This is a genomic window from Micromonospora sp. LOL_025, from assembly GCF_048060285.1.
Lineage (GTDB): Bacteria > Actinomycetota > Actinomycetes > Mycobacteriales > Micromonosporaceae > Micromonospora.
On sequence record NZ_JBHMIR010000003.1, the window covers coordinates 377944 to 398263 of the forward strand.

Annotated in this window: 22 protein-coding genes; 16 read left to right on the forward strand and 6 right to left on the reverse strand. The window is 71.0% G+C overall.

Features of this window, described 5'->3' with window-relative positions; translation table 11 throughout:
* Nucleotides 1-4 precede the first annotated feature (4 nt).
* The 13 genes from glyA (at nt 5) to ACFHW0_RS06710 (ending at nt 10952) form a co-directional block, all read left to right on the forward strand.
* Entirely contained in the window at nt 5-1291 is a 1287-nt protein-coding gene (gene glyA / locus ACFHW0_RS06650; RefSeq protein ID WP_416606121.1) for a serine hydroxymethyltransferase, read from the forward strand.
* Nucleotides 1288-1719, forward strand: a complete 432-nt coding sequence (locus ACFHW0_RS06655) for a hypothetical protein (protein ID WP_121399597.1) — start codon at nt 1288-1290, stop codon at nt 1717-1719. The genes glyA and ACFHW0_RS06655 overlap by 4 nt, the downstream gene beginning before the upstream one ends.
* Before the next feature lie 164 nt (nt 1720-1883).
* Nucleotides 1884-2105: a hypothetical protein gene (locus tag ACFHW0_RS06660; protein WP_121399596.1), complete on the forward strand. Its 222-nt coding sequence runs from the start codon at nt 1884-1886 to the stop codon at nt 2103-2105.
* Nucleotides 2106-2927: a F0F1 ATP synthase subunit A gene (gene atpB, locus ACFHW0_RS06665; protein WP_121399595.1), complete on the forward strand. Its 822-nt coding sequence runs from the start codon at nt 2106-2108 to the stop codon at nt 2925-2927.
* A 93-nt stretch (nt 2928-3020) separates the two neighbouring features.
* Nucleotides 3021-3248: an ATP synthase F0 subunit C gene (gene atpE, locus ACFHW0_RS06670; RefSeq protein ID WP_121399594.1), complete on the forward strand. Its 228-nt coding sequence runs from the start codon at nt 3021-3023 to the stop codon at nt 3246-3248.
* A gap of 31 nt (nt 3249-3279) precedes the next feature.
* Entirely contained in the window at nt 3280-3810 is a 531-nt protein-coding gene (locus ACFHW0_RS06675) for a F0F1 ATP synthase subunit B (RefSeq protein ID WP_121399593.1), read from the forward strand.
* Nucleotides 3810-4631 carry a F0F1 ATP synthase subunit delta gene (locus ACFHW0_RS06680; protein WP_416606122.1) on the forward strand — a complete coding sequence of 274 codons (822 nt, stop codon included), beginning with the start codon at nt 3810-3812 and terminating at the stop codon, nt 4629-4631. Before ACFHW0_RS06675 ends, ACFHW0_RS06680 begins: the two co-directional genes overlap by 1 nt.
* A gap of 93 nt (nt 4632-4724) precedes the next feature.
* Nucleotides 4725-6380 (forward strand): F0F1 ATP synthase subunit alpha, encoded by a 1656-nt coding sequence (gene atpA, locus ACFHW0_RS06685; RefSeq protein WP_416606124.1) that lies wholly within the window; start codon nt 4725-4727, stop codon nt 6378-6380.
* A gap of 10 nt (nt 6381-6390) precedes the next feature.
* On the forward strand, nt 6391-7320 hold the full coding sequence (locus tag ACFHW0_RS06690; RefSeq protein ID WP_334564291.1) for a F0F1 ATP synthase subunit gamma: 930 nt from the start codon (nt 6391-6393) through the stop codon (nt 7318-7320).
* Nucleotides 7320-8756: a F0F1 ATP synthase subunit beta gene (gene atpD / locus ACFHW0_RS06695; protein ID WP_416606126.1), complete on the forward strand. Its 1437-nt coding sequence runs from the start codon at nt 7320-7322 to the stop codon at nt 8754-8756. Before ACFHW0_RS06690 ends, atpD begins: the two co-directional genes overlap by 1 nt.
* Before the next feature lie 211 nt (nt 8757-8967).
* Nucleotides 8968-10110 carry an LCP family protein gene (locus tag ACFHW0_RS06700; protein WP_416606127.1) on the forward strand — a complete coding sequence of 381 codons (1143 nt, stop codon included), beginning with the start codon at nt 8968-8970 and terminating at the stop codon, nt 10108-10110.
* 89 nt (nt 10111-10199) lie between these two features.
* Complete coding sequence (locus ACFHW0_RS06705; protein WP_121399587.1) at nt 10200-10484, forward strand: F0F1 ATP synthase subunit epsilon; 285 nt, start codon at nt 10200-10202, stop codon at nt 10482-10484.
* Between the two features lie 12 nt (nt 10485-10496).
* Complete coding sequence (locus tag ACFHW0_RS06710) at nt 10497-10952, forward strand: DUF2550 domain-containing protein (RefSeq protein ID WP_121399586.1); 456 nt, start codon at nt 10497-10499, stop codon at nt 10950-10952.
* 149 nt (nt 10953-11101) lie between these two features.
* Here ACFHW0_RS06710 and ACFHW0_RS06715 read toward each other — a convergent pair whose 3' ends face one another.
* Complete coding sequence (locus ACFHW0_RS06715; RefSeq protein WP_416606130.1) at nt 11102-11497, reverse strand: VOC family protein; 396 nt, start codon at nt 11495-11497, stop codon at nt 11102-11104.
* A gap of 32 nt (nt 11498-11529) precedes the next feature.
* Nucleotides 11530-12102, reverse strand: a complete 573-nt coding sequence (locus ACFHW0_RS06720; RefSeq protein ID WP_416606131.1) for a cob(I)yrinic acid a,c-diamide adenosyltransferase — start codon at nt 12100-12102, stop codon at nt 11530-11532.
* Here ACFHW0_RS06720 and murA point away from each other — a divergent pair.
* Nucleotides 12101-13543, forward strand: a complete 1443-nt coding sequence (gene murA / locus ACFHW0_RS06725) for a UDP-N-acetylglucosamine 1-carboxyvinyltransferase (protein ID WP_416606132.1) — start codon at nt 12101-12103, stop codon at nt 13541-13543. The genes ACFHW0_RS06720 and murA overlap by 2 nt on opposite strands.
* A 142-nt stretch (nt 13544-13685) precedes the next feature.
* Nucleotides 13686-14534 carry a 3-hydroxyacyl-CoA dehydrogenase family protein gene (locus ACFHW0_RS06730; RefSeq protein ID WP_416606133.1) on the forward strand — a complete coding sequence of 283 codons (849 nt, stop codon included), beginning with the start codon at nt 13686-13688 and terminating at the stop codon, nt 14532-14534.
* Nucleotides 14535-14574: 40 nt separating this feature from the next.
* Here the strand turns inward: ACFHW0_RS06730 and ACFHW0_RS06735 are convergent, their stop codons facing one another.
* Nucleotides 14575-15420, reverse strand: a complete 846-nt coding sequence (locus tag ACFHW0_RS06735; protein WP_416606134.1) for an ABC transporter permease — start codon at nt 15418-15420, stop codon at nt 14575-14577.
* Complete coding sequence (locus ACFHW0_RS06740; RefSeq protein ID WP_416606136.1) at nt 15417-16265, reverse strand: ABC transporter ATP-binding protein; 849 nt, start codon at nt 16263-16265, stop codon at nt 15417-15419. The genes ACFHW0_RS06735 and ACFHW0_RS06740 overlap by 4 nt, the downstream gene beginning before the upstream one ends.
* A 150-nt stretch (nt 16266-16415) precedes the next feature.
* Here ACFHW0_RS06740 and ACFHW0_RS06745 point away from each other — a divergent pair, with 150 nt between their 5' ends.
* Complete coding sequence (locus tag ACFHW0_RS06745) at nt 16416-18422, forward strand: protein meaA (RefSeq protein WP_416606137.1); 2007 nt, start codon at nt 16416-16418, stop codon at nt 18420-18422.
* 100 nt (nt 18423-18522) lie between these two features.
* Here ACFHW0_RS06745 and ACFHW0_RS06750 read toward each other — a convergent pair whose 3' ends face one another.
* Complete coding sequence (locus ACFHW0_RS06750) at nt 18523-18825, reverse strand: DUF1540 domain-containing protein (protein WP_151454877.1); 303 nt, start codon at nt 18823-18825, stop codon at nt 18523-18525.
* Nucleotides 18826-18886: 61 nt separating this feature from the next.
* Entirely contained in the window at nt 18887-19846 is a 960-nt protein-coding gene (locus tag ACFHW0_RS06755; protein ID WP_416606139.1) for a polysaccharide deacetylase family protein, read from the reverse strand.
* Between the last annotated feature and the right edge of the window lie 474 nt (nt 19847-20320).

Below are 20320 nucleotides of genomic sequence, written 5' to 3' on the forward strand. Positions count from 1 at the left end.
CGCTGTGGCTACTGAGACGAGCACCTTCTGGGGGCCGGACTTCGACCAGCTCCGCGCGACCGACCCGGAGATCGCCGGGGTGGTGCTCGGCGAGCTGGACCGGCTCCGGGGCGGACTGCAACTGATCGCCAGCGAGAACCTCACCTCGCCCGCGGTGCTGGCCGCGCTCGGCTCGACCCTGACCAACAAGTACGCCGAGGGCTACCCGGGCCGGCGCTACTACGGCGGCTGCGCCGAGGTCGACCGGGCCGAGGAGATCGGCATCGCGCGGGCGAAGGAACTCTTCGGCGCCGAGCACGCCAACCTCCAGCCGCACTCGGGGGCGAGCGCCAACCTGGCCGCGTACGCCGCGCTGGTCCAGCCGGGGGACACGGTGCTCGCCATGGACCTGCCGCACGGCGGCCACCTCACCCACGGCAGCCGGGTCAACTTCTCCGGCAAGTGGTTCCACACGGTCGGCTACACCGTCCGCCGCGACACCGAGCTGATCGACTACGACGAGGTGCGCGACCTGGCCCTCGCGCACCGGCCCAAGATGATCATCTGTGGCGCGACGGCGTACCCGCGGTTGATCGACTTCGCGCGGTTCCGCGAGATCGCCGACGAGGTCGGCGCGTACCTGATGGTCGACGCCGCGCACTTCATCGGGCTGGTCGCCGGGAAGGCCGTCCCGTCGCCGGTGCCGCACGCCGACGTCGTCTGCCTCACCACGCACAAGGTGCTGCGCGGCCCGCGCGGCGGCATGATCCTGTGCCGGGAGCCGCTGGCCCAGCGCATCGACAAGGCGGTCTTCCCGTTCACCCAGGGCGGCCCGCTGATGCACGTCGTCGCCGCCAAGGCGGTCGCGCTGCGGGAGGCCGCCCAGCCCGAGTTCCGGTCCTACGCCGACCGGGTGGTGGCGAACGCGCGGGCGCTCGCCGCCGGGCTGGCCGACGAGGGGATGCGCCCGGTCTCCGGGGGCACCGACACCCACCTCGCCCTGATCGACCTGCGCGAGGCCGGGGTGACCGGCGCGGACGCCGAGGCGCGCTGCGACGCCGCCACCATCACCCTGAACAAGAACGCGATCCCGTACGACCCGCAGAAGCCGATGGTCGCCTCGGGCATCCGGGTGGGCACCCCGAGCGTCACCACCCAGGGCATGCGCGAGCCGGAGATGCGTCAGGTCGCCTCGCTGATCGCCCGCGCCGTGCGCACCGATCCCGCCGCCCCCGGGGGCGCCGACACCCTCGCCGGGATCGCCGGCGAGGTCGCCGAGCTGGTCGCCGCCTTCCCGGCGTACCCCCGATGAGCGCGCCACGCGCCGGCGAGCCGGGCGCCATCCGGGCCCGGCTGCCGCACCTGCGCCTGCCGCTGCTGGCCTGCGCGGTCCTCGCGCTGGTCGCGGTCCCGACCGCGGCGGTGCTGCGGGGCGCCACGGGCGCGGCCGGGGTGGCCGCCGGGATCGCGCTGGTCATCGCCAGCTACCTCGTTTCCGGCGTCTCGGTGGCCTGGGCCGACGCCGTCAACCCCCGGATGATCATGTCGGTCGGGCTGGTCACCTACGCCACGAAGATCGTGGTGCTCGGGGTGGTGATGGCCGCCGTGGCGGCCACCGGCTGGCCCGGCCTGCCGGACATGGGGGTGGCGATCATCGCGGCCGTGGTGGTCTGGACGGGCGCCCACCTGACGTGGGCCCTGCGTACGCCGCTGCCCACATTCGAGCGACGCGGTGAGTGAGCGTTCTGTCGGATCTGCGTCCGGCATTTCGGGCTGCCGCGGCGGGCCGCACGGGAGTAACCTGACCAACGACTTTCGCGCCCGCACCACGGCCCGCACGCTGTCCGCAGTGTGGGGGGTGCCGCACACTCCCGCGCGTCCCTGCTGATATTGTTCGCCACGTCATGGCCGAAGACCCACACCCCCGCAGGTCCGACGAGCACTCGTCGGAAGGCGTGGCAGGGGCCGTTCTGGGCTACCTCCTCGCCGGCATCGTGGTGTGGGGCTTCCTCGGGTGGTTGGCGGAGCGACTTCTCGATCTGCCCACCGGCGTCGGGGCCGCCGTCGGCATGATCTTCGGCGCGGCCGGAGCGATTTACCTGATCATGAAGAGGCTCAGTGCTTGAGTGCCAGCACGCGCGGGTCTGTCGAGTGCGGAGGATGACACGGTGAGTGGACAGCTCGTCGCCGCCGAGGGGCTTCCCTGGCCCCCCAGCGTCGGAGATTTCTACCCGCCGGACGTGGCTGGCCCCTGGGTCACCAAGTTCGGGATCATGATCTGGCTCGCGGTCGCGTTGCTGATCATCTTCTTCATGCTCGCCTACCGGAAGCCCAAGCTGGTCCCCGGTAAGGCCCAGTGGTACGCGGAGTCGGTCTACGGCCTCGTCCGGGACAACATCGCCCGCGAGCAGATGGGCAACGCGGGCATCCGTTTCGCGCCCTACTTCACGGTGCTGTTCAGCTTCATCGTGCTGACCAACTTCTTCGCCATCGTGCCCGGCCTGCAGATCTCGCCCAACTCGCACATCGCCTTCCCGATCGTGCTCGCGCTGATCTCCTACGTGATGTACCTCTACATCGGCGCCCGCAAGCACGGCCTCGGCAAGTACCTCAAGATGAGCCTGATCATCCCGGGCGTGCCGTGGCCCATGCACATCCTGCTGATCCCGATCGAGTTCCTGCAGACGTTCATCGTCCGACCGGTCACGCTGGCCCTGCGGCTCTTCGCCAACCTGTTCGCCGGCCACCTGCTGCTGCTGGTCTTCACCGTCGGCGGCTTCGTGATGCTGAACTCGAGCAGCCTGTTCATCCAGGTGACCTCGGTCTTCTCCTTCCTGATGGCGATCGTGATGGCCTTCTTCGAGGTCCTGGTCGCCGTGCTGCAGGCCTACGTCTTCGTCACGCTGAGCGCGAACTACATCGGAAGTTCGCTCGCCGACGAGCACTGATCGGGCTCGGCGGGCCGCCCGGCCCGACCAAGCTTCTGGTACCGACCCGCGTACGCGTGAAAACTCACGCGTCGAACAGGAGGAATACCCGCAATGACTGTTCTTGCCGAAATCGGCGGCAGCGTCAACACCATCGGCTACGGCCTCGCCGCCATCGGCCCCGGTATCGGTGTCGCCCTGGTCTTCGCGGCCTACATCCAGTCGAGCGCGCGTCAGCCGGAGTCCGCCGGCTACAACCGCACCTGGCTGGTCCTGGGCTTCGCCCTGGTCGAGGCGCTCGCACTCTTCGGCCTGGTGCTCGCCTTCGCCGTCCAGGGCTGACGAGAGCTCTCTCCCGACCCGGAGGTCTGACATGTTCATCGCCGCAGAAGGTGTGGAGCACAACCCGATCCTGCCCATCTGGCAGGAGATGGTCATCGGGACCATCGCCTTCGCCCTGCTCTGCTTCGTCCTGCTGAAGTTCGTCATGCCCCGCATGGAGGCGATGTACCAGGCGCGGGTCGACGCGATCGAGGGTGGCCTCAAGCGGGCCGAGGCCGCCCAGGCCGAGGCGAACCAGGTGCTGGAGCAGTACCGGGCCCAGCTCGCCGAGGTGCGTACCGAGGCGGCCCGGATCCGGGACGACGCCCGGGCCGACGCCGAGGGCATCCGCCAGGACATCCTCGCCAAGGCGCGGGAGGAGTCCGACCGGATCATCGCCGCCGGCAAGGAGCAGCTCGCCGCCGAGCGGGCCACCATCGTGCGCGAGCTGCGCACGGAGGTCGGCACGCTCGCGGTCGACCTGGCCAGCAAGATCGTCGGGGAGTCCCTCGCCGACGAGGCGCGTCGCAAGGGCACCGTCGACCGGTTCCTGAGCAACCTCGAGAGCGCGGGGGCCCGCTGATGCAGGCCGCCAGCCGGGAGTCGTACAAGGTCGCGGTCGAGCACCTCGACGCGTACGTCCGCGGCGCGGAGCCGTCGGCGGTGGCCACCACCGCCGGCGACATCCTCTCCGTCGCCGACCTGCTGCGGCGCGAACCGCGGCTGCGCCGCGCGCTCTCCGACCCGGCCCGCTCCGGGGCCGACCGTGCCGGGCTGCTCGGCGAGGTGTTGCGCGGCAAGGTCGGCGCCGAGGCGCTGGACCTGGTCGCCTCCCTGGTCGCCGGCCGCTGGTCGGTGCCGTCGGAACTGCTCAGCGCCACCGAGCAGTTGGGCATCGACGCGCTCCTGGCGAGTGCCGACTCCGCCGGCGAGCTGGGCGAGGTCGAGGACGAGCTGTTCCGCTTCGGGCAGGTCGTCGCCGGTTCGCCGCAGTTGTCCAGCGCGCTCTCCGACTCGGCGGTCCCCGCCGCCCGGCGGGCCACGCTGGTCGACCAGTTGCTCGCCGGCAAGGCCCGGCCGATCACCGGCTACCTCATCGGGGTCGCGCTCGCCGGTTTCGGTGGACGCAACCTCTCCGGTGCGCTCAGCCGGCTGGTCGAGCTGGCCGCCGAGCGGCGGGACCGGCAGGTGGCGTACGTGACCGCCGCGGCCCCGTTGAGTGAAGAGGAGGAGCGCCGGCTGGGCGCCAGCCTCTCCGCGATATACGGTCGAGAGGTTTCCGTCAAGCAGACGGTGGACCCCTCGGTTCTCGGTGGCGTGAGCGTACGGGTCGGCTCCGACCTGTACGACGGCACCGTCCTGCGCCGCCTCAACGAGAGCCGCAACGCGCTCGCGAAGCGCTGAGGCGGCAGCGCCGCCCAGTGCCTGTGACATAGACGCCATTCGGACCGGTCGGTACTAGGTATCCCGGGCCCCTGATACTTAAGGAAGCAGAGGATGGCCGAGCTGACCATCTCGACGGAGGAGATCCGCGGCGCCCTGGAGCGCTACGTCTCCTCCTACTCGTCCGAACTCTCCCGCGAGGAGGTCGGCACCGTCGCCGACACCGGCGACGGCATCGCCCACGTCGAGGGTCTCCCCTCGACCATGACCAACGAGCTCCTGGAGTTCGAGGACGGCACCCTGGGTGTGGCGCTGAACCTCGACGTCCGGGAGATCGGTGTCGTCGTTCTCGGTGACTCCGCGAAGCTCGAAGAGGGGCAGCGCGTCAAGCGCACCGGCCGGGTGCTCTCCGTGCCGGTCGGCGACGCGTTCCTCGGCCGCGTGGTCAACGCGCTCGGCCAGCCGATCGACGGGCTCGGCGACATCGCCAACGAGGGCTTCCGGGAGCTGGAGCTCCAGGCGCCGAACGTGATGGCCCGGCAGTCCGTCGACGAGCCGCTGCAGACCGGTATCAAGGCGGTCGACGCCATGACCCCGATCGGCCGCGGTCAGCGTCAGCTGATCATCGGCGACCGGAAGACCGGCAAGACCACCGTCGCGCTGGACACCATCCTCAACCAGCGGGACAACTGGCGCTCCGGCGACCCGAAGAAGCAGGTCCGCTGCATCTACGTCGCCATCGGCCAGAAGGCCTCCACGATCGCCTCGATCAAGGGCATCCTGGAGGAGGCGGGCGCGATGGAGTACACCACCATCGTCGCCTCCCCGGCCTCCGACCCGGCCGGCTTCAAGTACCTCGCCCCCTACACCGGCTCGTCCATCGGGCAGCACTGGATGTACGGCGGCAAGCACGTCCTGATCGTCTTCGACGACCTGAGCAAGCAGGCCGAGGCGTACCGCGCCGTGTCCCTGCTGCTGCGCCGCCCGCCGGGCCGCGAGGCGTACCCGGGTGACGTCTTCTACCTGCACTCCCGCCTGCTGGAGCGCTGCGCGAAGCTCTCCGACGAGATGGGCGGCGGCTCGATGACCGGCCTGCCGATCATCGAGACGAAGGCCAACGACATCTCGGCCTTCATCCCGACCAACGTCATCTCCATCACCGACGGCCAGATCTTCCTCGAGACCGACCTGTTCAACCAGGGCGTCCGGCCGGCCATCAACGTCGGCACCTCGGTCTCCCGGGTCGGTGGCGCCGCGCAGGTGAAGCCGATGAAGAAGGTCGCCGGCTCGCTGCGGCTCAACCTGGCCCAGTTCCGTGAGCTGGAGGCGTTCGCCGCCTTCGCCTCGGACCTGGACCGGGCCTCCCGGGCCCAGCTGGACCGCGGTTCCCGCCTGGTCGAGCTGCTCAAGCAGCCGAACTACTCGCCGTACCCGGTGCAGGAGCAGGTCGTCTCGGTCTGGGCCGGCACCGAGGGCAAGCTGGACGACGTGCCGGTGGGCGAGATCCGCCGCTTCGAGTCGGAGTTCCTGCAGTACCTGCGCCACAAGCACGAGGGTGTCCTGGCCAGCATCGCCGACAACCAGTGGAACGACGACGTCATCGGCGCCCTCGACTCCGCCATCACCGACTTCAAGCAGGTCTTCCTCGGCAAGGAGGACGAGCGGCGGATCAACGATGCCCCGGCCGCGCCGCTCGAGGGCGAGGAGAGCCGCGAGACGGTGAGCCGCTTCCGCGACGGCACGGGCGACAGCCCGGCCGAGAAGCGGTAAGGGCTGATTCATGGCGGCCCAGGTTCGCGTTCTTCGCCAACGGATCCGCTCGGCGAAGGGGATGAAGAAGATCACCAAGGCGATGGAGCTCGTGGCGACGAGCCGGATCGCCAAGGCCCAGGCCCGGGTGGAGGCGTCCCTGCCGTACGCCCAGGCGGTCACCGGCGTGCTCACGGCGCTGGCGTCCAACGCGCGGATCGACCACCCGCTGCTCACCCCGCGCGAGCGGGTGCGGCGGGCGGGCGTCCTGCTGGTCACCTCCGACCGCGGCCTCGCCGGCGGCTACAGCTCCAACGCCATCAGGATGGCCGAGTCACTGATCGCCCGGCTGCGGGCCGACGGCAAGGAGCCGGTGCTCTACGTCATCGGGCGTAAGGGCGTGGGGTTCTTCCGGTTCCGCGACCGGCCGATCGAGGCCAACTGGACCGGGTTCTCGGAGCAGCCGACCTTCGCCGACGCCCGCGCCGTGGGTGAGACGCTGATCAAGGCGTTCACCGCCGGTGCGGACGACGTCGACGGCGGTGCCGGTGCGGACGGGGTGCTGGGGGTGGACGAGCTGCACATCGTCTACACCGAGTTCCACTCCCTGATGACCCAGACCCCGGTCACCCGGATCATGGGCCCCATGCAGGTGGAGGACCGGCCGCGCTCCGAGGGCGCGCTGCCGGCCTACGAGTTCGAGCCGGACGCGGAGGCGCTGCTCGACGCGCTGCTGCCGAAGTACATCAACACGCGGATCTACGCGGCGTTGCTGGAGTCGGCGGCGAGCGAGTCGGCGGCCCGTCGGCGGGCGATGAAGAGCGCCACCGACAACGCCGAAGAGATGATCGAGAAGTACACGCGTGAGATGAACTCGGCCCGCCAGGCCGGGATCACCCAGGAGATCAGTGAGATCGTCGGCGGCGCGAACGCGCTCGCCGCGTCGGGAAGTGAAGTGTGATGACTGCCCCAGTAGAGACCAAGACGGCCACGGGTCGCGTGGTCCGGGTCATCGGCCCGGTCGTCGACGCCGAGTTCCCGCGCGACGCCATGCCGGCCCTGTTCAACGCCCTGCACGTCAACGTGACGCTCTCCGGCGGCGAGAAGACGCTGACCCTGGAGGTCGCCCAGCACCTGGGTGACAACATGGTCCGCGCCATCTCGATGCAGCCGACCGACGGTCTGGTCCGCGGCACCGACGTGCGCGACACCGGCTCGCCGATCACCGTCCCGGTGGGCGACACGGTCAAGGGCCACGTGTTCAACGCGATCGGCGAGTGCCTCAACCTCACCGAGGGCGAGACGCTCCAGCCCGACGACCACTGGGGCATCCACCGCAAGGCCCCGGCCTTCGCGGACCTGGAGCCGAAGACCGAGATGCTGGAGACCGGCATCAAGGTCATCGACCTGCTCGCCCCGTACGTCAAGGGCGGCAAGATCGGCCTGTTCGGCGGTGCCGGCGTGGGCAAGACGGTGCTGATCCAGGAGATGATCACCCGTGTCGCCCGGAACTTCGGTGGTACCTCGGTCTTCGCCGGCGTGGGTGAGCGCACCCGCGAGGGCAACGACCTCATCGCCGAGATGACCGAGTCCGGCGTCATCGACAAGACCGCGCTGGTCTACGGCCAGATGGACGAGCCGCCGGGCACCCGGCTGCGGGTCGCCCTCTCCGCGCTGACCATGGCGGAGTACTTCCGCGACGTCAAGAAGCAGGAGGTGCTGCTCTTCATCGACAACATCTTCCGCTTCACCCAGGCCGGTTCGGAGGTCTCCACCCTGCTCGGCCGCATGCCCAGCGCGGTGGGCTACCAGCCGACCCTGGCCGACGAGATGGGCGAGCTCCAGGAGCGGATCACCTCCGTCCGGGGCCAGGCCATCACCTCGATGCAGGCGATCTACGTGCCGGCGGACGACTACACCGACCCCGCCCCGGCCACCACGTTCGCCCACCTCGACGCGACCACCAACCTGGAGCGGTCGATCTCCGACAAGGGCATCTACCCGGCCGTGGACCCGCTGGCGTCCTCGTCCCGGATCCTCGCCCCGGAGTTCGTCGGCGCCGAGCACTTCGCGGTGGCGACCGAGGTGAAGCGGATCCTGCAGAAGTACAAGGACCTGCAGGACATCATCGCCATCCTCGGTATCGAGGAGCTCTCCGAGGAAGACAAGATCACCGTGCAGCGCGCGCGGCGGATCGAGCGCTTCCTGTCGCAGAACACCTACGCGGCGGAGCAGTTCACCGGCGTGCCGGGCTCGACGGTCCCGATCGAGGAGACCATCGAGGCATTCAAGAAGATCAGCGAGGGCGAGTACGACCACTTCCCCGAGCAGGCCTTCTTCATGTGCGGTGGTCTGGAGGACCTGGAGCGCAAGGCGGCGGAGCTGATGAAGGGCTGACCTGTCGGTCCTGACGAAAGGCCGTCCCGGCAATGCCGGGGCGGCCTTTCGTTCACCTTCGGTCCCTATCATCACCGCTGCCCGTTCCGCGTGGTCGGCGATCATGCCGGACGCGAGGTACCGTCGATCCGCCCACTCACCACGTGGGCGTCGATCCGCAACGAATCGGCTGCATGCGCCCGTCTCCTGATCGTGGGCGTGACGAACGGAGATGATCGTGGGTAAGGCCGACAAGGGCGGCGGCAAGCCGTCCAGGTGGTCGGGGGTGCCGCGCTGGGCCCGGGTCTGCACCGTGTTCGGTGCCGTCCTGATGCTGCTCAGCGGGGCCGTGCTGGTCGGTGCCGAGGCGCTGATGGCCCGTTACGAGGGCGCCGTCGGCAAGGCCGACCTCTTCGGCGACCAGGCCGCCGGGGCGAAGGAGCGTAAGAGCGACATCAAGGGCCCGCTCAACATCCTGCTGGTGGGCATCGACCCGCGTAACGCGGAGATGCCGCCGCTGGCCGACTCGGTGATGGTGCTGCACGTGCCGGTGGAGATGGACCGGGCCTACCTCTTCTCGATGCCGCGTGACCTCATCGTGGAGATCCCCGAGTTCAGCCGGGCGGAGTTCAAGGGCGGCACCGACCGGCTCAACGCCGCGATGTCGTACGGCAGCCGGGTGCCCGGCGGCAACCCGGACGCGGCCCGCGGCTTCGAGCTGCTGGCGACGACGGTGCAGAACGTCACCGGCATCACGCGCTTCGACGCCGGCGCGATCATCAACTTCAACGGCTTCAAGAAGATCGTCGACGCGATGGGCGGCGTCGACATGTACATCGAGCGCGAGGTGCGCTCCGAGCACCGCGAGCCGGACGGCAAGCACCGCAAGGGCAACCCGAACGGCGAGGGCTACGTCGGCCCGCAGGCGGTCTACAAGAAGGGCAACCAGCACCTCAACGGCTGGCAGGCGCTCGACTACGTCCGCCAGCGCTACCCGAAGAACGGCGTCCCCGACGGCGACTACGGGCGGCAGCGGCACCAGCAGCAGTTCGTCAAGGCGATGGCCGGTCAGGCGCTCAGCGCCGACGTGGTGACCAACCCGGTCAAGCTGGACCGGGTGCTGCGGGCGGCCGGGCAGTCGCTCATCTTCAGCGGCCGGGGCAACAGCGTGGTCGACTTCGGCCTGGCCCTCAAGGACATCCGTCCGGAGACGATTCAGATGATCAAGCTGCCGGGCGGCTCGGTCATCGAGAACGGGGACTACCGGGGCGAGAAGTTCCAGCCCGCCGTGGACGACTTCTTCGCGGCCCTGCAGAAGGGGCAGCTCGACGCGTTCCTGGTGGAGCATCCCGACTTCCAGAACAAGGCGAAGTAGTCGTGGCGCAGGTCTCGCCACCCGCGTTGGGGACGGGTCGGCGGCACGACTAGACTTTCGACAATCCGCCGCCGCAGCAAGGAGACAGCGTGGCAAAGCAGCTTCACGTCGAGCTCGTAGCCGTCGAGGAGAAGGTCTGGTCCGGCGAGGCCGAGATGGTCGTCGCCCGCACGACCGAGGGTGAGCTGGGTGTGCTGGCGGGGCACGCGCCCCTGCTCGGCCAGCTTGCCGAGCCCGGCCAGGTGCGCATCAAGCTTCCCGGCGGCGAGCAGGTCTCCTACGAGGTGGCAGGTGGCTTCCTGTCGGTGACCGGCGAGGGCGTCACCGTCCTGGCCGAGAGCGCCACCCCGGTGTCCGCCGCGCAGAGCCGCTGAGCCGAAACGCCGATGGAGATCGTCGAAGGGATCGGAATCGGCGTCGCCGTCATCCTCGGCGCACTCCTGATCCTCTTCGCCCGGCGGGCCGTCGTCACCCGTAGCGGTGGCATCATCCGGCTCGGCGTCCGGACCTCCACGATGCTCGACGGCCGAGGCTGGTCGCCCGGCTTCGGTCGCTTCGTCGGCGACGAACTCCGCTGGTACCGGCTGTTCAGCTTCGCCATCCGACCCACGCGGGTGCTCTCCCGCAAGGAGTTGGCCGTCGAACGGCGGCGGCTGCCCGAGGGGCAGGAGCGCCTCTCGATGCCCGCCGACTGGGTCATCCTCCGCTGTACGAGTGACCACGCCCCGGTGGAGATCGCCATGGCCCGGTCCACCGTCACCGGGTTCCTCTCCTGGCTCGAGGCCGCCCCTCCGGGGGCGGTCTCGCCGCGTCTGGCCTCCCAGGACTGGCCCGCCGCCTGACGTCCCCTCGTCCTTGGGGGTTTTCGGGGAGCCCACCCGCTCCGGGCGGTCAGGCTTGATCCCCCCGCGGGGCAGGCTCCCCGAAACCCCTGCCGTCGCACTCCGACACCACCTGAACCCTTACCGGCCTCGTCAGGTGACCCGCTGAACTACCCGGATGGTGAGGCGACCAGTTCGGCCTCGTACCCCTGGTTGTCGGTGAGGTAGGCGGCGTATGTGCCGGGGCCGCCGGCGTGCGGATGGCGGTCCGGGAAGAGCAGTGACCAGCCGTGTGCCGGCGCGGCCTCGACCAACCCGTCCACGGCGGCGGGCGGGCCGGCGTGGAAGGCCAGGTGGTTGAGTCCGGGGGCGAGCCGGTCGTGCCGTCGCCCGCGCAGCGCGGGTGACCGCTCCAGCACCAGGTAGGTCGGGCCGAGCCGCCAGGAGCGGCCGCCCGGCCACTCCTGGAACGGCGTCCAGCCCAACTCGCCGAGCAGCCAGCCCCAGCAGCGTGTGGCGGCGCCCAGATCGGGCACCCAGACCTCGACGTGGTGCAGCGTGCCCACCGGGGTCTCCGGCGGGCACCCGGGCCGCGTGGTCAGCGGTTACCGCCCGGCACCCATAGCACATCTCCGGCCGGATTTGCCGTTCTTGACAGGATAAAGAGCAGATCGGAAAGCCGGTTGAGATACTTTGCCGGGAGCGAGCTGGTCCGCTCGGGGTCGTGCGCGACCAGGGCCCACGCCGCCCGCTCGGCGCGTCGGGCGACCGTCCGCGCCACGTGCAGCAGCGCCGCACCCGCGGTGCCGCCGGGGAGGATGAAGGAGTCGAGCTTGCTCAGGCGTGCGTTGTACTCGTCGCACCAGCCCTCCAGACGCTCGACGTACGCCTCGGTGACCCGCAGCGGCGGGTACTTCGGATCGGGTTCGACCGGGGTCGCCAGGTCGGCGCCCACGTCGAACATGTCGTTCTGGATCGACGCCAGGACGGCCCGCAGCTCGTCGTCGAGCTGCCCCAGGGCGAGCGCCACGCCGATCGCGGCGTTGCACTCGTCGACGTCCGCGTACGCGGAGATGCGCGGATCGGTCTTCGGCACCTGCTCGTTGTTGCTCAGCCTGGTCATGCCGGCATCGCCGGCCTTGGTGTAGATGCGCGTGAGGTGGACGGCCATGACGCACAGCCTACGGATACCGGACCTGACGATCCCGGAGCGCCCGGGCGGCACCGCCGTCCGGACGGCGGGGGTGGGGCCCGGCGCCGCCGGTGACCCGGCGGTCCACGACCTCGACGTCATCCGGGTGCGCGGCGACGCGCGCCTGGCCGGCTCGGTGCACGTCGTGGGCGCCAAGAACTCGGCGCTGAAGCTGATGGCCGCCGCGCTGCTCGCGCCGGGCCGCAGCGTCATCACCAACGTGCCGCGGATCACCGACATCGCGATCATGGGCGAGGTGCTCCGCCGGCTCGGCTGCGGCGTCCGGTTCGACGTCGACGACCCGGTCGACCCGATGGTCGCGTACGGCGGGATGGCCCGGTCCCGGTCGGTCGTCATCGACGTGCCCGAGCAGCCCGGCGCCGAGGCGGACTACGACCTCGTACGCCGGCTGCGCGCCTCGATCTGCGTGCTGGGCCCGCTGCTGGCCCGCCGGGGGCACGTGCGGGTGGCCCACCCGGGTGGCGACGCCATCGGCTCGCGGGGCCTGGACATGCACGTCTCCGGGCTGACCCGGATGGGCGCCGAGATCTCCGGGGAGCACGGCTTCGTGATCGCGTCGGCGCCGCACGGGCTGCACGGCGCGGAGATCGTGCTCGACTTCCCCAGCGTCGGGGCGACCGAGAACCTGGTCATGGCGGCGGTGCTGGCCCGGGGGCCGAGCGTCATCGACAACGCCGCCCGGGAGCCGGAGATCGTCGACATCTGCACGATGCTGAACCAGATGGGTGCCCGGATCTCCGGCGCCGGCACCTCCACCCTGCACATCGAGGGGGTGCCGGGGCTGCGGCCGGTGCGGCACGCCACGGTGGGGGACCGGATCGTCGCCGGCACCTGGGCGTTCGGCGCGGCGATGACCCGGGGGGACGTCACCGTGACCGGGGTGGAGCCGGCGTTCCTGGAGGTCGCGCTCGACAAGCTGGTCTCCGCCGGGGGCCTGGTCGAGACCCGGGGCGACGCGTTCCGGATCCGGATGGACGACCGGCCGAAGGCCGTGGACGTCGTCACGCTGCCGTACCCGGGCTTCGCCACCGACCTGCTGCCGATGGCGATCGGGCTGGCCGCGGTCAGTGACGGGGCCTCCCTGATCACCGAGAACATCTTCGACGGCCGGTTCATGTTCGCCAACGAGATGATGCGGCTGGGCGCGGACATCAAGACCGACGGCCACCACGCGGTGGTTCGGGGCCGGGACCGGCTATCCGGCGCGCCCGTCCGCGCCACCGACATCCGGGCCGGCGCCGGGCTGATCATCGCCGGGCTCTGCGCCGACGGGGTCACCGAGGTCTCTCACGTGCGCCACGTGGACCGGGGCTACCCGGACTTCGCGGCCGACCTGCGCGCGCTCGGGGTCGAGGTGGAGCGGGGCACCGCACCGGAGGAGCCGGACCTGACCATCTGAGCCCGCCGCGCCCGACCGACACCTCGCCCCCGAGGCGCGGGGATCCCGCCGGGGCCGTCACCTTCGGCCACACGCCTTAGCATCCGTTCAGGCTCGCCGACTAGGGTGCTGGCAGACACTCAATCAGGCGAGGGAGAAGCAGATGGCGGGTCGACTCGCGGTCGTCGGGGCCGGGCTGATGGGCTCGGGCATCGCCCAGGTGGCGGCGCAGGCGGGCTGGCAGGTGACGCTGCGGGACCTGGACGACGCGGCCACCGGGCGGGGCATGGACGGCATCCGGAAGTCGCTGACCAGGTTCGCCGAGAAGGGCAGGATCGAGGCGTCCGAGGTCGAGGCGACGCTGGGTCGGATCACCCCGACCACCGACCTGGAGGCGGCGGCCGACGCGGACATCGTGGTCGAGGCGGTCTTCGAGCGGCTGGAGATCAAGCACGAGGTGTTCCGCGCGCTGGACAAGATCTGCAAGGCCGACGCGGTGCTCGCGACCAACACCTCGGCCATCCCGGTGACCCAGATCGCCGCGGTGACCGAGCGCCCCGAGGCGGTCGTCGGCACGCACTTCTTCTCGCCGGTGCCGATGATGAAGCTCTGTGAGCTGGTGCGCGGTTACAAGACCAGCGACGAGACCCTGGCCACGGCGAAGTCGTTCGCCGAGGAGATCGGCAAGACCGTCGTGGTGGTCAACCGCGACATCGCGGGCTTCGTCACCACCCGGCTGATCGCGGCCCTGGTCGTCGAGGCGGTCAAGCTCGTCGAGTCGGGCGTGGTCTCGGCCGAGGACCTGGACACCGCCTGCCGGCTCGGCTTCGGTCACGCCATGGGCCCGCTGGCCACCACGGACCTGACCGGCGTGGACGTGCTGCTGCACGCCTCGAAGAACATCTACACCGACACGGCGGACGAGAAGTTCTTCCCGCCGGAGCTGCTCCAGCGCATGGTCACCGCCGGCGACCTCGGCCGCAAGAGCGGCAAGGGCTTCTACACGTACTGACGGGCAGCCGGACGGGGGCGGTGGCCCGCCCCCGTCCGGGTCAGCCGTCGCGCTTGGTCGTCCAGCGGAACGTGGTCAGGCAGAGCACCAGGCCGATCACGCACCACGCGACGAGGACCAGGGCGACCCGGTCCAGCTCGAACGAGCCGCCGGGCTCGCGGGCGCCGAAGGCCTCCGGCAGGAAGACCGAGCGCAGGCCCTGGCACATCCACTTCAGCGGGAAGAGCGCCGCCACCTGCTGCATCCACGTCGGCAGCTCGGTGAAGACGAAGAACACGCCGGAGATGAACTGGAGCACCAGCGCGACCGGGGTGACCACCGCCGAGCCGCTGCGGGCGGTGCGGGCCAGCGACGAGATGGCGATGCCGCAGAGCGTGCAGGCGGTGACGCCGAGCACCGACACCCAGCCGAAGGTCAGCCACTTCGCGGCGGTGCCGGGCAGCTCCAGGTCGAACAGCGCCACCGAGACCGCGAGCAGCAGCACCGTCTCGGCGATGCCGATCGCCACCACCATGATCACCTTGCCGGCGAACCAGACCCACTTCGGCATCGGCGTGCCCCGGTAGCGCTTGAGCACCCCCCGGTCCCGCTCGATCGGGATCCAGATGCCCAGGTTCTGGAAGCTCACCGTCATCAGGCCGGTGGCGATCATGCCGGTGATGAAGTACTGGGTGTAGCTGACCCCGGGGGCGATCTCGTCGTCGAAGATCGCCGCGAAGATCAGGATCATGATGACCGGGAAGCCCATCGTGAAGACGACGGACTCCCGGCTGCGCAGGAACTGGGTGATCTCCAGCCGGCTCTGCCGCAGGCTGAGTGCGACCGCACCGGGCCGCCGGGCCGGTGCCGTGGTGGCCGGCGCGGCCGGCTTCGTCGTGGTGGTCATCGGTGTCCGATCATCCGCAGGTAGATGTCCTCCAGGGTCGGCCGGGTCACCGTCAGGCCCGGGACCTCGCCGCCGAAGCGCGCGGCCAGCTCCGCCACCAGCGCCGTCGGCGTCGCGCTCTCCGCCGTCTCCCGCGTCCCCTCCGGCGTACGCCAGGAGACCGTCGCCAGGGCCTCCCGCCGGTTGCCCAGCTGGTCGGGGGTGGCGACCTCGACCACCCGGCCGCCCGCGATCACGCCGACCCGGTCGGCGAGCGCCTCGGCCTCGTCGAGGTAGTGGGTGGTGAGCACGATGGTGGTGCCGGCGGCGGCCAGGTCGCGGATCAGGTCCCAGAACTCCCGGCGCGCCTCCGGATCGAAACCGGTGGTCGGCTCGTCCAGGAAGAGCAGCTCGGGGCGGCCGACGATGCCGAGCGCCACGTCGAGCCGGCGCTTCTGCCCGCCGGAGAGGGTGTGCGTACGCGCCTTCGCCTTGCCGGCCAGCCCCACCCGTTCGATGACCTTGTCCGGGTCGTCCGCGTCGGCGTAGAAGCCGGAGAAGTGGCGCACCACCTCGGCGACCGTCAGCTCGTCGAACTCGCCGGTGCCCTGGAGCACGATGCCCACCCGCGACCGCCAGTCCGGGGCCGGACGCGCCGGGTCGCTGCCGAGGACGTCGACGTCGCCGGCGTCGCGCCGCCGGTAGCCCTCCAGGATCTCCACGGTGGTCGTCTTGCCGGCGCCGTTGGGGCCCAGGAGGGCGAAGACCTCGCCGCGGTGGACGTCGAGATCCACGCCCGCCACGGCGACGTTGTCCCCGTACGCCTTGCGCAGCCCCCGCACGGAGATCGCCAGCTCGTCATGCATGCGTCAAGTGTGCGACCTGGCCGTTGCGGCAGGCCGGCCGGGGTGTGGTGGTCGCGCCCATGCCGGGCGCTTCGCACCCGGGTTTCCGCTCCATGGAGCTGTGTGGTTTTCCACAGCTCTGGTGACTGAACGGTAACTTAGACTCCCGCCATGGACGAGAAGGCTCTCCCCGGCCGGCTGCCCGAGCGCGACCGCCCCTGGGTGATGCGCACCTACGCCGGGCACAGCTCGGCCGCGGCGACCAACGCGCTCTTCCGCCGCAACCTGGCGAAGGGGCAGACCGGGCTGTCGGTCGCCTTCGACCTGCCGACGCAGACCGGCTACGACCCCGACCACGAACTCGCCGCCGGCGAGGTGGGCCGGGTGGGCGTGCCGGTGGCGCACCTCGGCGACATGCGGGCCCTCTTCGACGGCATCCCGCTGGCCGACATGAACACGTCCATGACCATCAACGCGCCGGCGATGTGGCTGCTCGCCCTCTACGGCACCGTCGGCGAGGAGCAGGGCGCGGAGCTGTCCCGCTGCGCCGGCACCACGCAGAACGACATCATCAAGGAGTACCTCTCCCGGGGCACCCACATCTTCCCGCCGGCGGCGTCGCTGCGGCTGACCGCCGACGTCGTCGCGTACGCACTGCGCGAGATGCCGCGCTGGAACCCGGTGAACATCTGCTCGTACCACCTCCAGGAGGCCGGCGCGACGCCGGTGCAGGAGGTCGGCTTCGCGCTCTCCACCGCCGTCGCGGTGCTCGACGCGGTCCGCGACTCGGGGCAGGTGCCCGCCGAGCGGATGGGCGACGTCGTGCAGCGGATCTCCTTCTTCGTCAACGCCGGGGTGCGTTTCGTCGAGGAGATCGCCAAGATGCGCGCCTTCGGCGTGCTCTGGGACGAGATCACCCGCGAGCGCTACGGGGTGCGGAACCCGAAGCAGCGGCGGTTCCGCTACGGCGTGCAGGTCAACTCGCTGGGCCTGACCGAGGCGCAGCCGGAGAACAACATCCAGCGCATCGTGCTGGAGATGCTCGGCGTGACCCTCTCCCGGGACGCCCGGGCCCGCGCCGTCCAGCTGCCCGCCTGGAACGAGGCGCTCGGGTTGCCCCGGCCGTGGGACCAGCAGTGGTCGCTGCGGATGCAGCAGGTGCTCGCGTACGAGTCGGACCTGCTGGAGTACCCGGACCTGTTCGAGGGCTCGCACGTGATGACCGCGCTGGTCGAGGAGATCGTCACCGGGGCCCGGGTCGAGCTGGAGAAGGTGCTGGAGATGGGCGGCGTCGTCGCGGCCGTCGAGACCGGCTACCTCAAGAGCGCGCTGGTCGCCTCGCTGGCCGAGCGGCGCCGCCGGATCGAGTCCGGCGCCGACGTGGTGGTCGGCGTCAACCGGTTCACCGAGACCGAACCGTCGCCGCTGACCGCCGCCGGCGCCGAGTCGGTCGAGCAGGTCGACCCGGCCGTCGAGGCGGCGGCCACGGTCTCCGTACGCCGGTGGCGGGCCGGTCGGGTCGACGCGGCGGTCGACGCGGCGCTGGCCCGGCTGCGCGCGGACGCCGCGACCACGACGAACCTGATGCCGGCGACGCTGGAGTGCGTGCGGGCCGGGGTGACCACCGGCGAGTGGGCCGGCGCGCTGCGCCGGGTCTTCGGCGAGTACCGGGCGCCCACCGGCCTGACCGGCGCCGCCGGGGCCGGCGGGGACGCCACCCTGGCCGCCGTCCGGGAGCGGGTCGCCGCCACCGCCCGCGAGCTGGGCAGCGGCCGGCTGCGGCTGCTCGTCGGCAAGCCCGGCCTCGACGGGCACTCCAACGGCGCGGAGCAGATCGCGGTACGCGCCCGCGACGCCGGCTTCGAGGTGGTCTACCAGGGCATCCGGCTGACCGCCGGGCAGATCGTCGCCGCCGCCGTGGAGGAGGACGTGGACCTGGTCGGCCTCTCGGTGCTCTCCGGCTCGCACCTGGCCGCGGTGCCGGCGGTGCTGGACGGTCTGCGCGCCGCCGGCCGGCCGGACCTGCCGGTGGTGGTCGGCGGGATCATCCCCGCCAACGACGCGGAGCAGCTCCGCGCCGCCGGGGTGGCCCGGGTCTTCACGCCGAAGGACTTCGCCCTGACCGGGATCATCGACGAACTGGTCACCGTGGTGCGGGAGGCCAACGGCCTGCGCTGAGGGGAGGCCCCCGGCGAGGACGTGCGTCGCCAGGGGCCCTGTCCGTCGAGCGGTGAGCCTCGCCCGGGGTACGCGCCGACCCGGCTCGCCCCGGGCGCGGTCAGCGGCTGACGTAGGTCATGCAGTCGGCCATGTCGTTGTCGGGGCCGACCTTGATCGACGGCGCGTGGCATTCCAGCTGCTCGTTGTGCTGGCAGTCCGCGCGCTGACAGGCACCGACCTGCGCGGTCATGCCGCCGTCCACCCCACCACGGACCGCCGGCATCTCGACGAAGGTGTGGCAGTGCGCGTGGTCCGGGCTGCCGATGGTGATGGCGAAGGCGTGGCAGTCGTTGGTGTGGTTGTACGAGCACGCCGCCACGACACATTCCTGGACGCGGGGCATCTCCACTGCTGCGGTCATGGTGACCTCCTATAGAGTCGTGCCCCGATTTTAGGCTTTTGCGGGTTTTCCCGAGCCTGGTTCAGCCCACTCCGAGAACCTCCGAGAGCGGGGCCGGCTCAAGACCGCGCTCGGCCAGCCCGGCCAGGATGTGCGGCAGCGCCTCGTCCGTCATCGGCGCGTTCGCCTCCGTCACGTGCAGGACGATCACCGATCCGGGACGCACCCCGTCCAGCGAGGCGCGGACCACCGGCCGCCAGGACTTCGCGAACGGGTCGCCGCTCACCACGTCGCCGTCCACCACCGTCACCCCCAGCGGGGCCAGCGCGGCCAGCGCCCTGCGGTCGTGGCACAGCCCGGGGAAGCGGAAGTACCGGGTCTGCCGCCCCCCGTACGCGGCCACCACGTCGAACGTCCGGGCCACGTCGGCGGTCATCTCCCGCTCCGCGATGCGGGGCAGGCCGTAGCAGTCCGGGGTGAAGGCCAGGTGCCCGTACGTGTGGTTGGCCAGCTCGAAGCGCGGGTTCGCGGCGAGCCGGCGGGTCACGTCCGGGTACTGCTCGACCCACTTGCCGGTGAGGAAGAAGGTGGCCGGCACCCGTTCCCGTTCCAGCAGGTCGATGATCTTCAGGTTCGCGTACGACCGCACCGCACCGCTGCGCAGCTGGTACCGCATCGCGTCCGTCATGTCGGCGTCGAAGGTGAGCGCCACCTTGTTCCCCGTACGCGGCCCGTGGTCGACGACGGGCGGCCTGGTCCCGGCCGGGGTCGCGCCGGGGACCGTCGCCACGGGCGCGGCAGGGACCGCGGCCGTCGGCTGCGGGGCGGTGGGGTCCGTGGTCGTTGGTCGCGGGGCGGTGGGGTCCGTGGTCGTTGGTCGGGGGGCGGGTGAGGTCTGCGGGGCTCGGCCCCCTACCGCGACGCGGACGATGCTGGCGCTGGCCGGCGCACGCACCGGCGTCGGGGCGGCGAGGAGGGCCGTGGCGGCGACCACGGCGGCGAGGGTCGCGACGAGCGGAACGCGGGGGATCTTCACGTGCACCGGAAGATGATGTCAGCGCCCGACGGTTCCTGTGTGCCCGCCGTGCTGTCGCCCACTCTCGCCTCCGCCTGCTGCGGAACCGGATACAGCGCGGGCCGGACGACCGTGGCTCTCGACACGCCCGCCCCGCCACCGGGTCGATCATGCAGTTGTGGTGGGCGTCGTGCCCTGAATCGCACCTTATGCGGGGCACCACAACCGCATGATCGACGCCCGCCTGCCCCGGCCGGGTCGGGAGATCTTGGCACGTAAGGGCCCCTTGAGGGGCCATTACGTATCAAGATCCCGGACGTGTGGCGTGGCCCCCAGGCGCGTCGGTTGTCCGGGTCCGGGGCTGTCGGTCGGGCGGGTGGTGGTGGCCGATCGCCCTTCGATGGCCCAATGGGGCGGGGCGTCCGGTTGCGGGGTGTGATCGGGGGCATCGTGGGGGCGGAATCGTGGCGGGGGTGGGGTCGTTACACCCTGCGTACGGCC

What these genes read in the sequence shown, in the direction of transcription:
- ACFHW0_RS06655 (WP_121399597.1), top strand. Translation starts at nt 1,288, where the DNA reads ATGAGCGCGCCACGCGCCGGCGAGCCGGGCGCCATCCGGGCCCGGCTG.
- ACFHW0_RS06660 (WP_121399596.1), top strand. Translation starts at nt 1,884, where the DNA reads ATGGCCGAAGACCCACACCCCCGCAGGTCCGACGAGCACTCGTCGGAA.
- atpE (WP_121399594.1), top strand. Translation starts at nt 3,021, where the DNA reads ATGACTGTTCTTGCCGAAATCGGCGGCAGCGTCAACACCATCGGCTAC.
- ACFHW0_RS06675 (WP_121399593.1), top strand. Translation starts at nt 3,280, where the DNA reads ATGTTCATCGCCGCAGAAGGTGTGGAGCACAACCCGATCCTGCCCATC.
- ACFHW0_RS06680 (WP_416606122.1), top strand. Translation starts at nt 3,810, where the DNA reads ATGCAGGCCGCCAGCCGGGAGTCGTACAAGGTCGCGGTCGAGCACCTC.
- atpA (WP_416606124.1), top strand. Translation starts at nt 4,725, where the DNA reads ATGGCCGAGCTGACCATCTCGACGGAGGAGATCCGCGGCGCCCTGGAG.
- ACFHW0_RS06690 (WP_334564291.1), top strand. Translation starts at nt 6,391, where the DNA reads ATGGCGGCCCAGGTTCGCGTTCTTCGCCAACGGATCCGCTCGGCGAAG.
- atpD (WP_416606126.1), top strand. Translation starts at nt 7,320, where the DNA reads ATGACTGCCCCAGTAGAGACCAAGACGGCCACGGGTCGCGTGGTCCGG.
- ACFHW0_RS06700 (WP_416606127.1), top strand. Translation starts at nt 8,968, where the DNA reads ATGATCGTGGGTAAGGCCGACAAGGGCGGCGGCAAGCCGTCCAGGTGG.
- ACFHW0_RS06710 (WP_121399586.1), top strand. Translation starts at nt 10,497, where the DNA reads ATGGAGATCGTCGAAGGGATCGGAATCGGCGTCGCCGTCATCCTCGGC.
- murA (WP_416606132.1), top strand. Translation starts at nt 12,101, where the DNA reads ATGACGCACAGCCTACGGATACCGGACCTGACGATCCCGGAGCGCCCG.
- ACFHW0_RS06720 (WP_416606131.1), bottom strand. Translation starts at nt 12,102, where the DNA reads ATGGCCGTCCACCTCACGCGCATCTACACCAAGGCCGGCGATGCCGGC.
- ACFHW0_RS06730 (WP_416606133.1), top strand. Translation starts at nt 13,686, where the DNA reads ATGGCGGGTCGACTCGCGGTCGTCGGGGCCGGGCTGATGGGCTCGGGC.
- ACFHW0_RS06735 (WP_416606134.1), bottom strand. Translation starts at nt 15,420, where the DNA reads ATGACCACCACGACGAAGCCGGCCGCGCCGGCCACCACGGCACCGGCC.
- ACFHW0_RS06740 (WP_416606136.1), bottom strand. Translation starts at nt 16,265, where the DNA reads ATGCATGACGAGCTGGCGATCTCCGTGCGGGGGCTGCGCAAGGCGTAC.
- ACFHW0_RS06745 (WP_416606137.1), top strand. Translation starts at nt 16,416, where the DNA reads ATGGACGAGAAGGCTCTCCCCGGCCGGCTGCCCGAGCGCGACCGCCCC.
- ACFHW0_RS06750 (WP_151454877.1), bottom strand. Translation starts at nt 18,825, where the DNA reads ATGACCGCAGCAGTGGAGATGCCCCGCGTCCAGGAATGTGTCGTGGCG.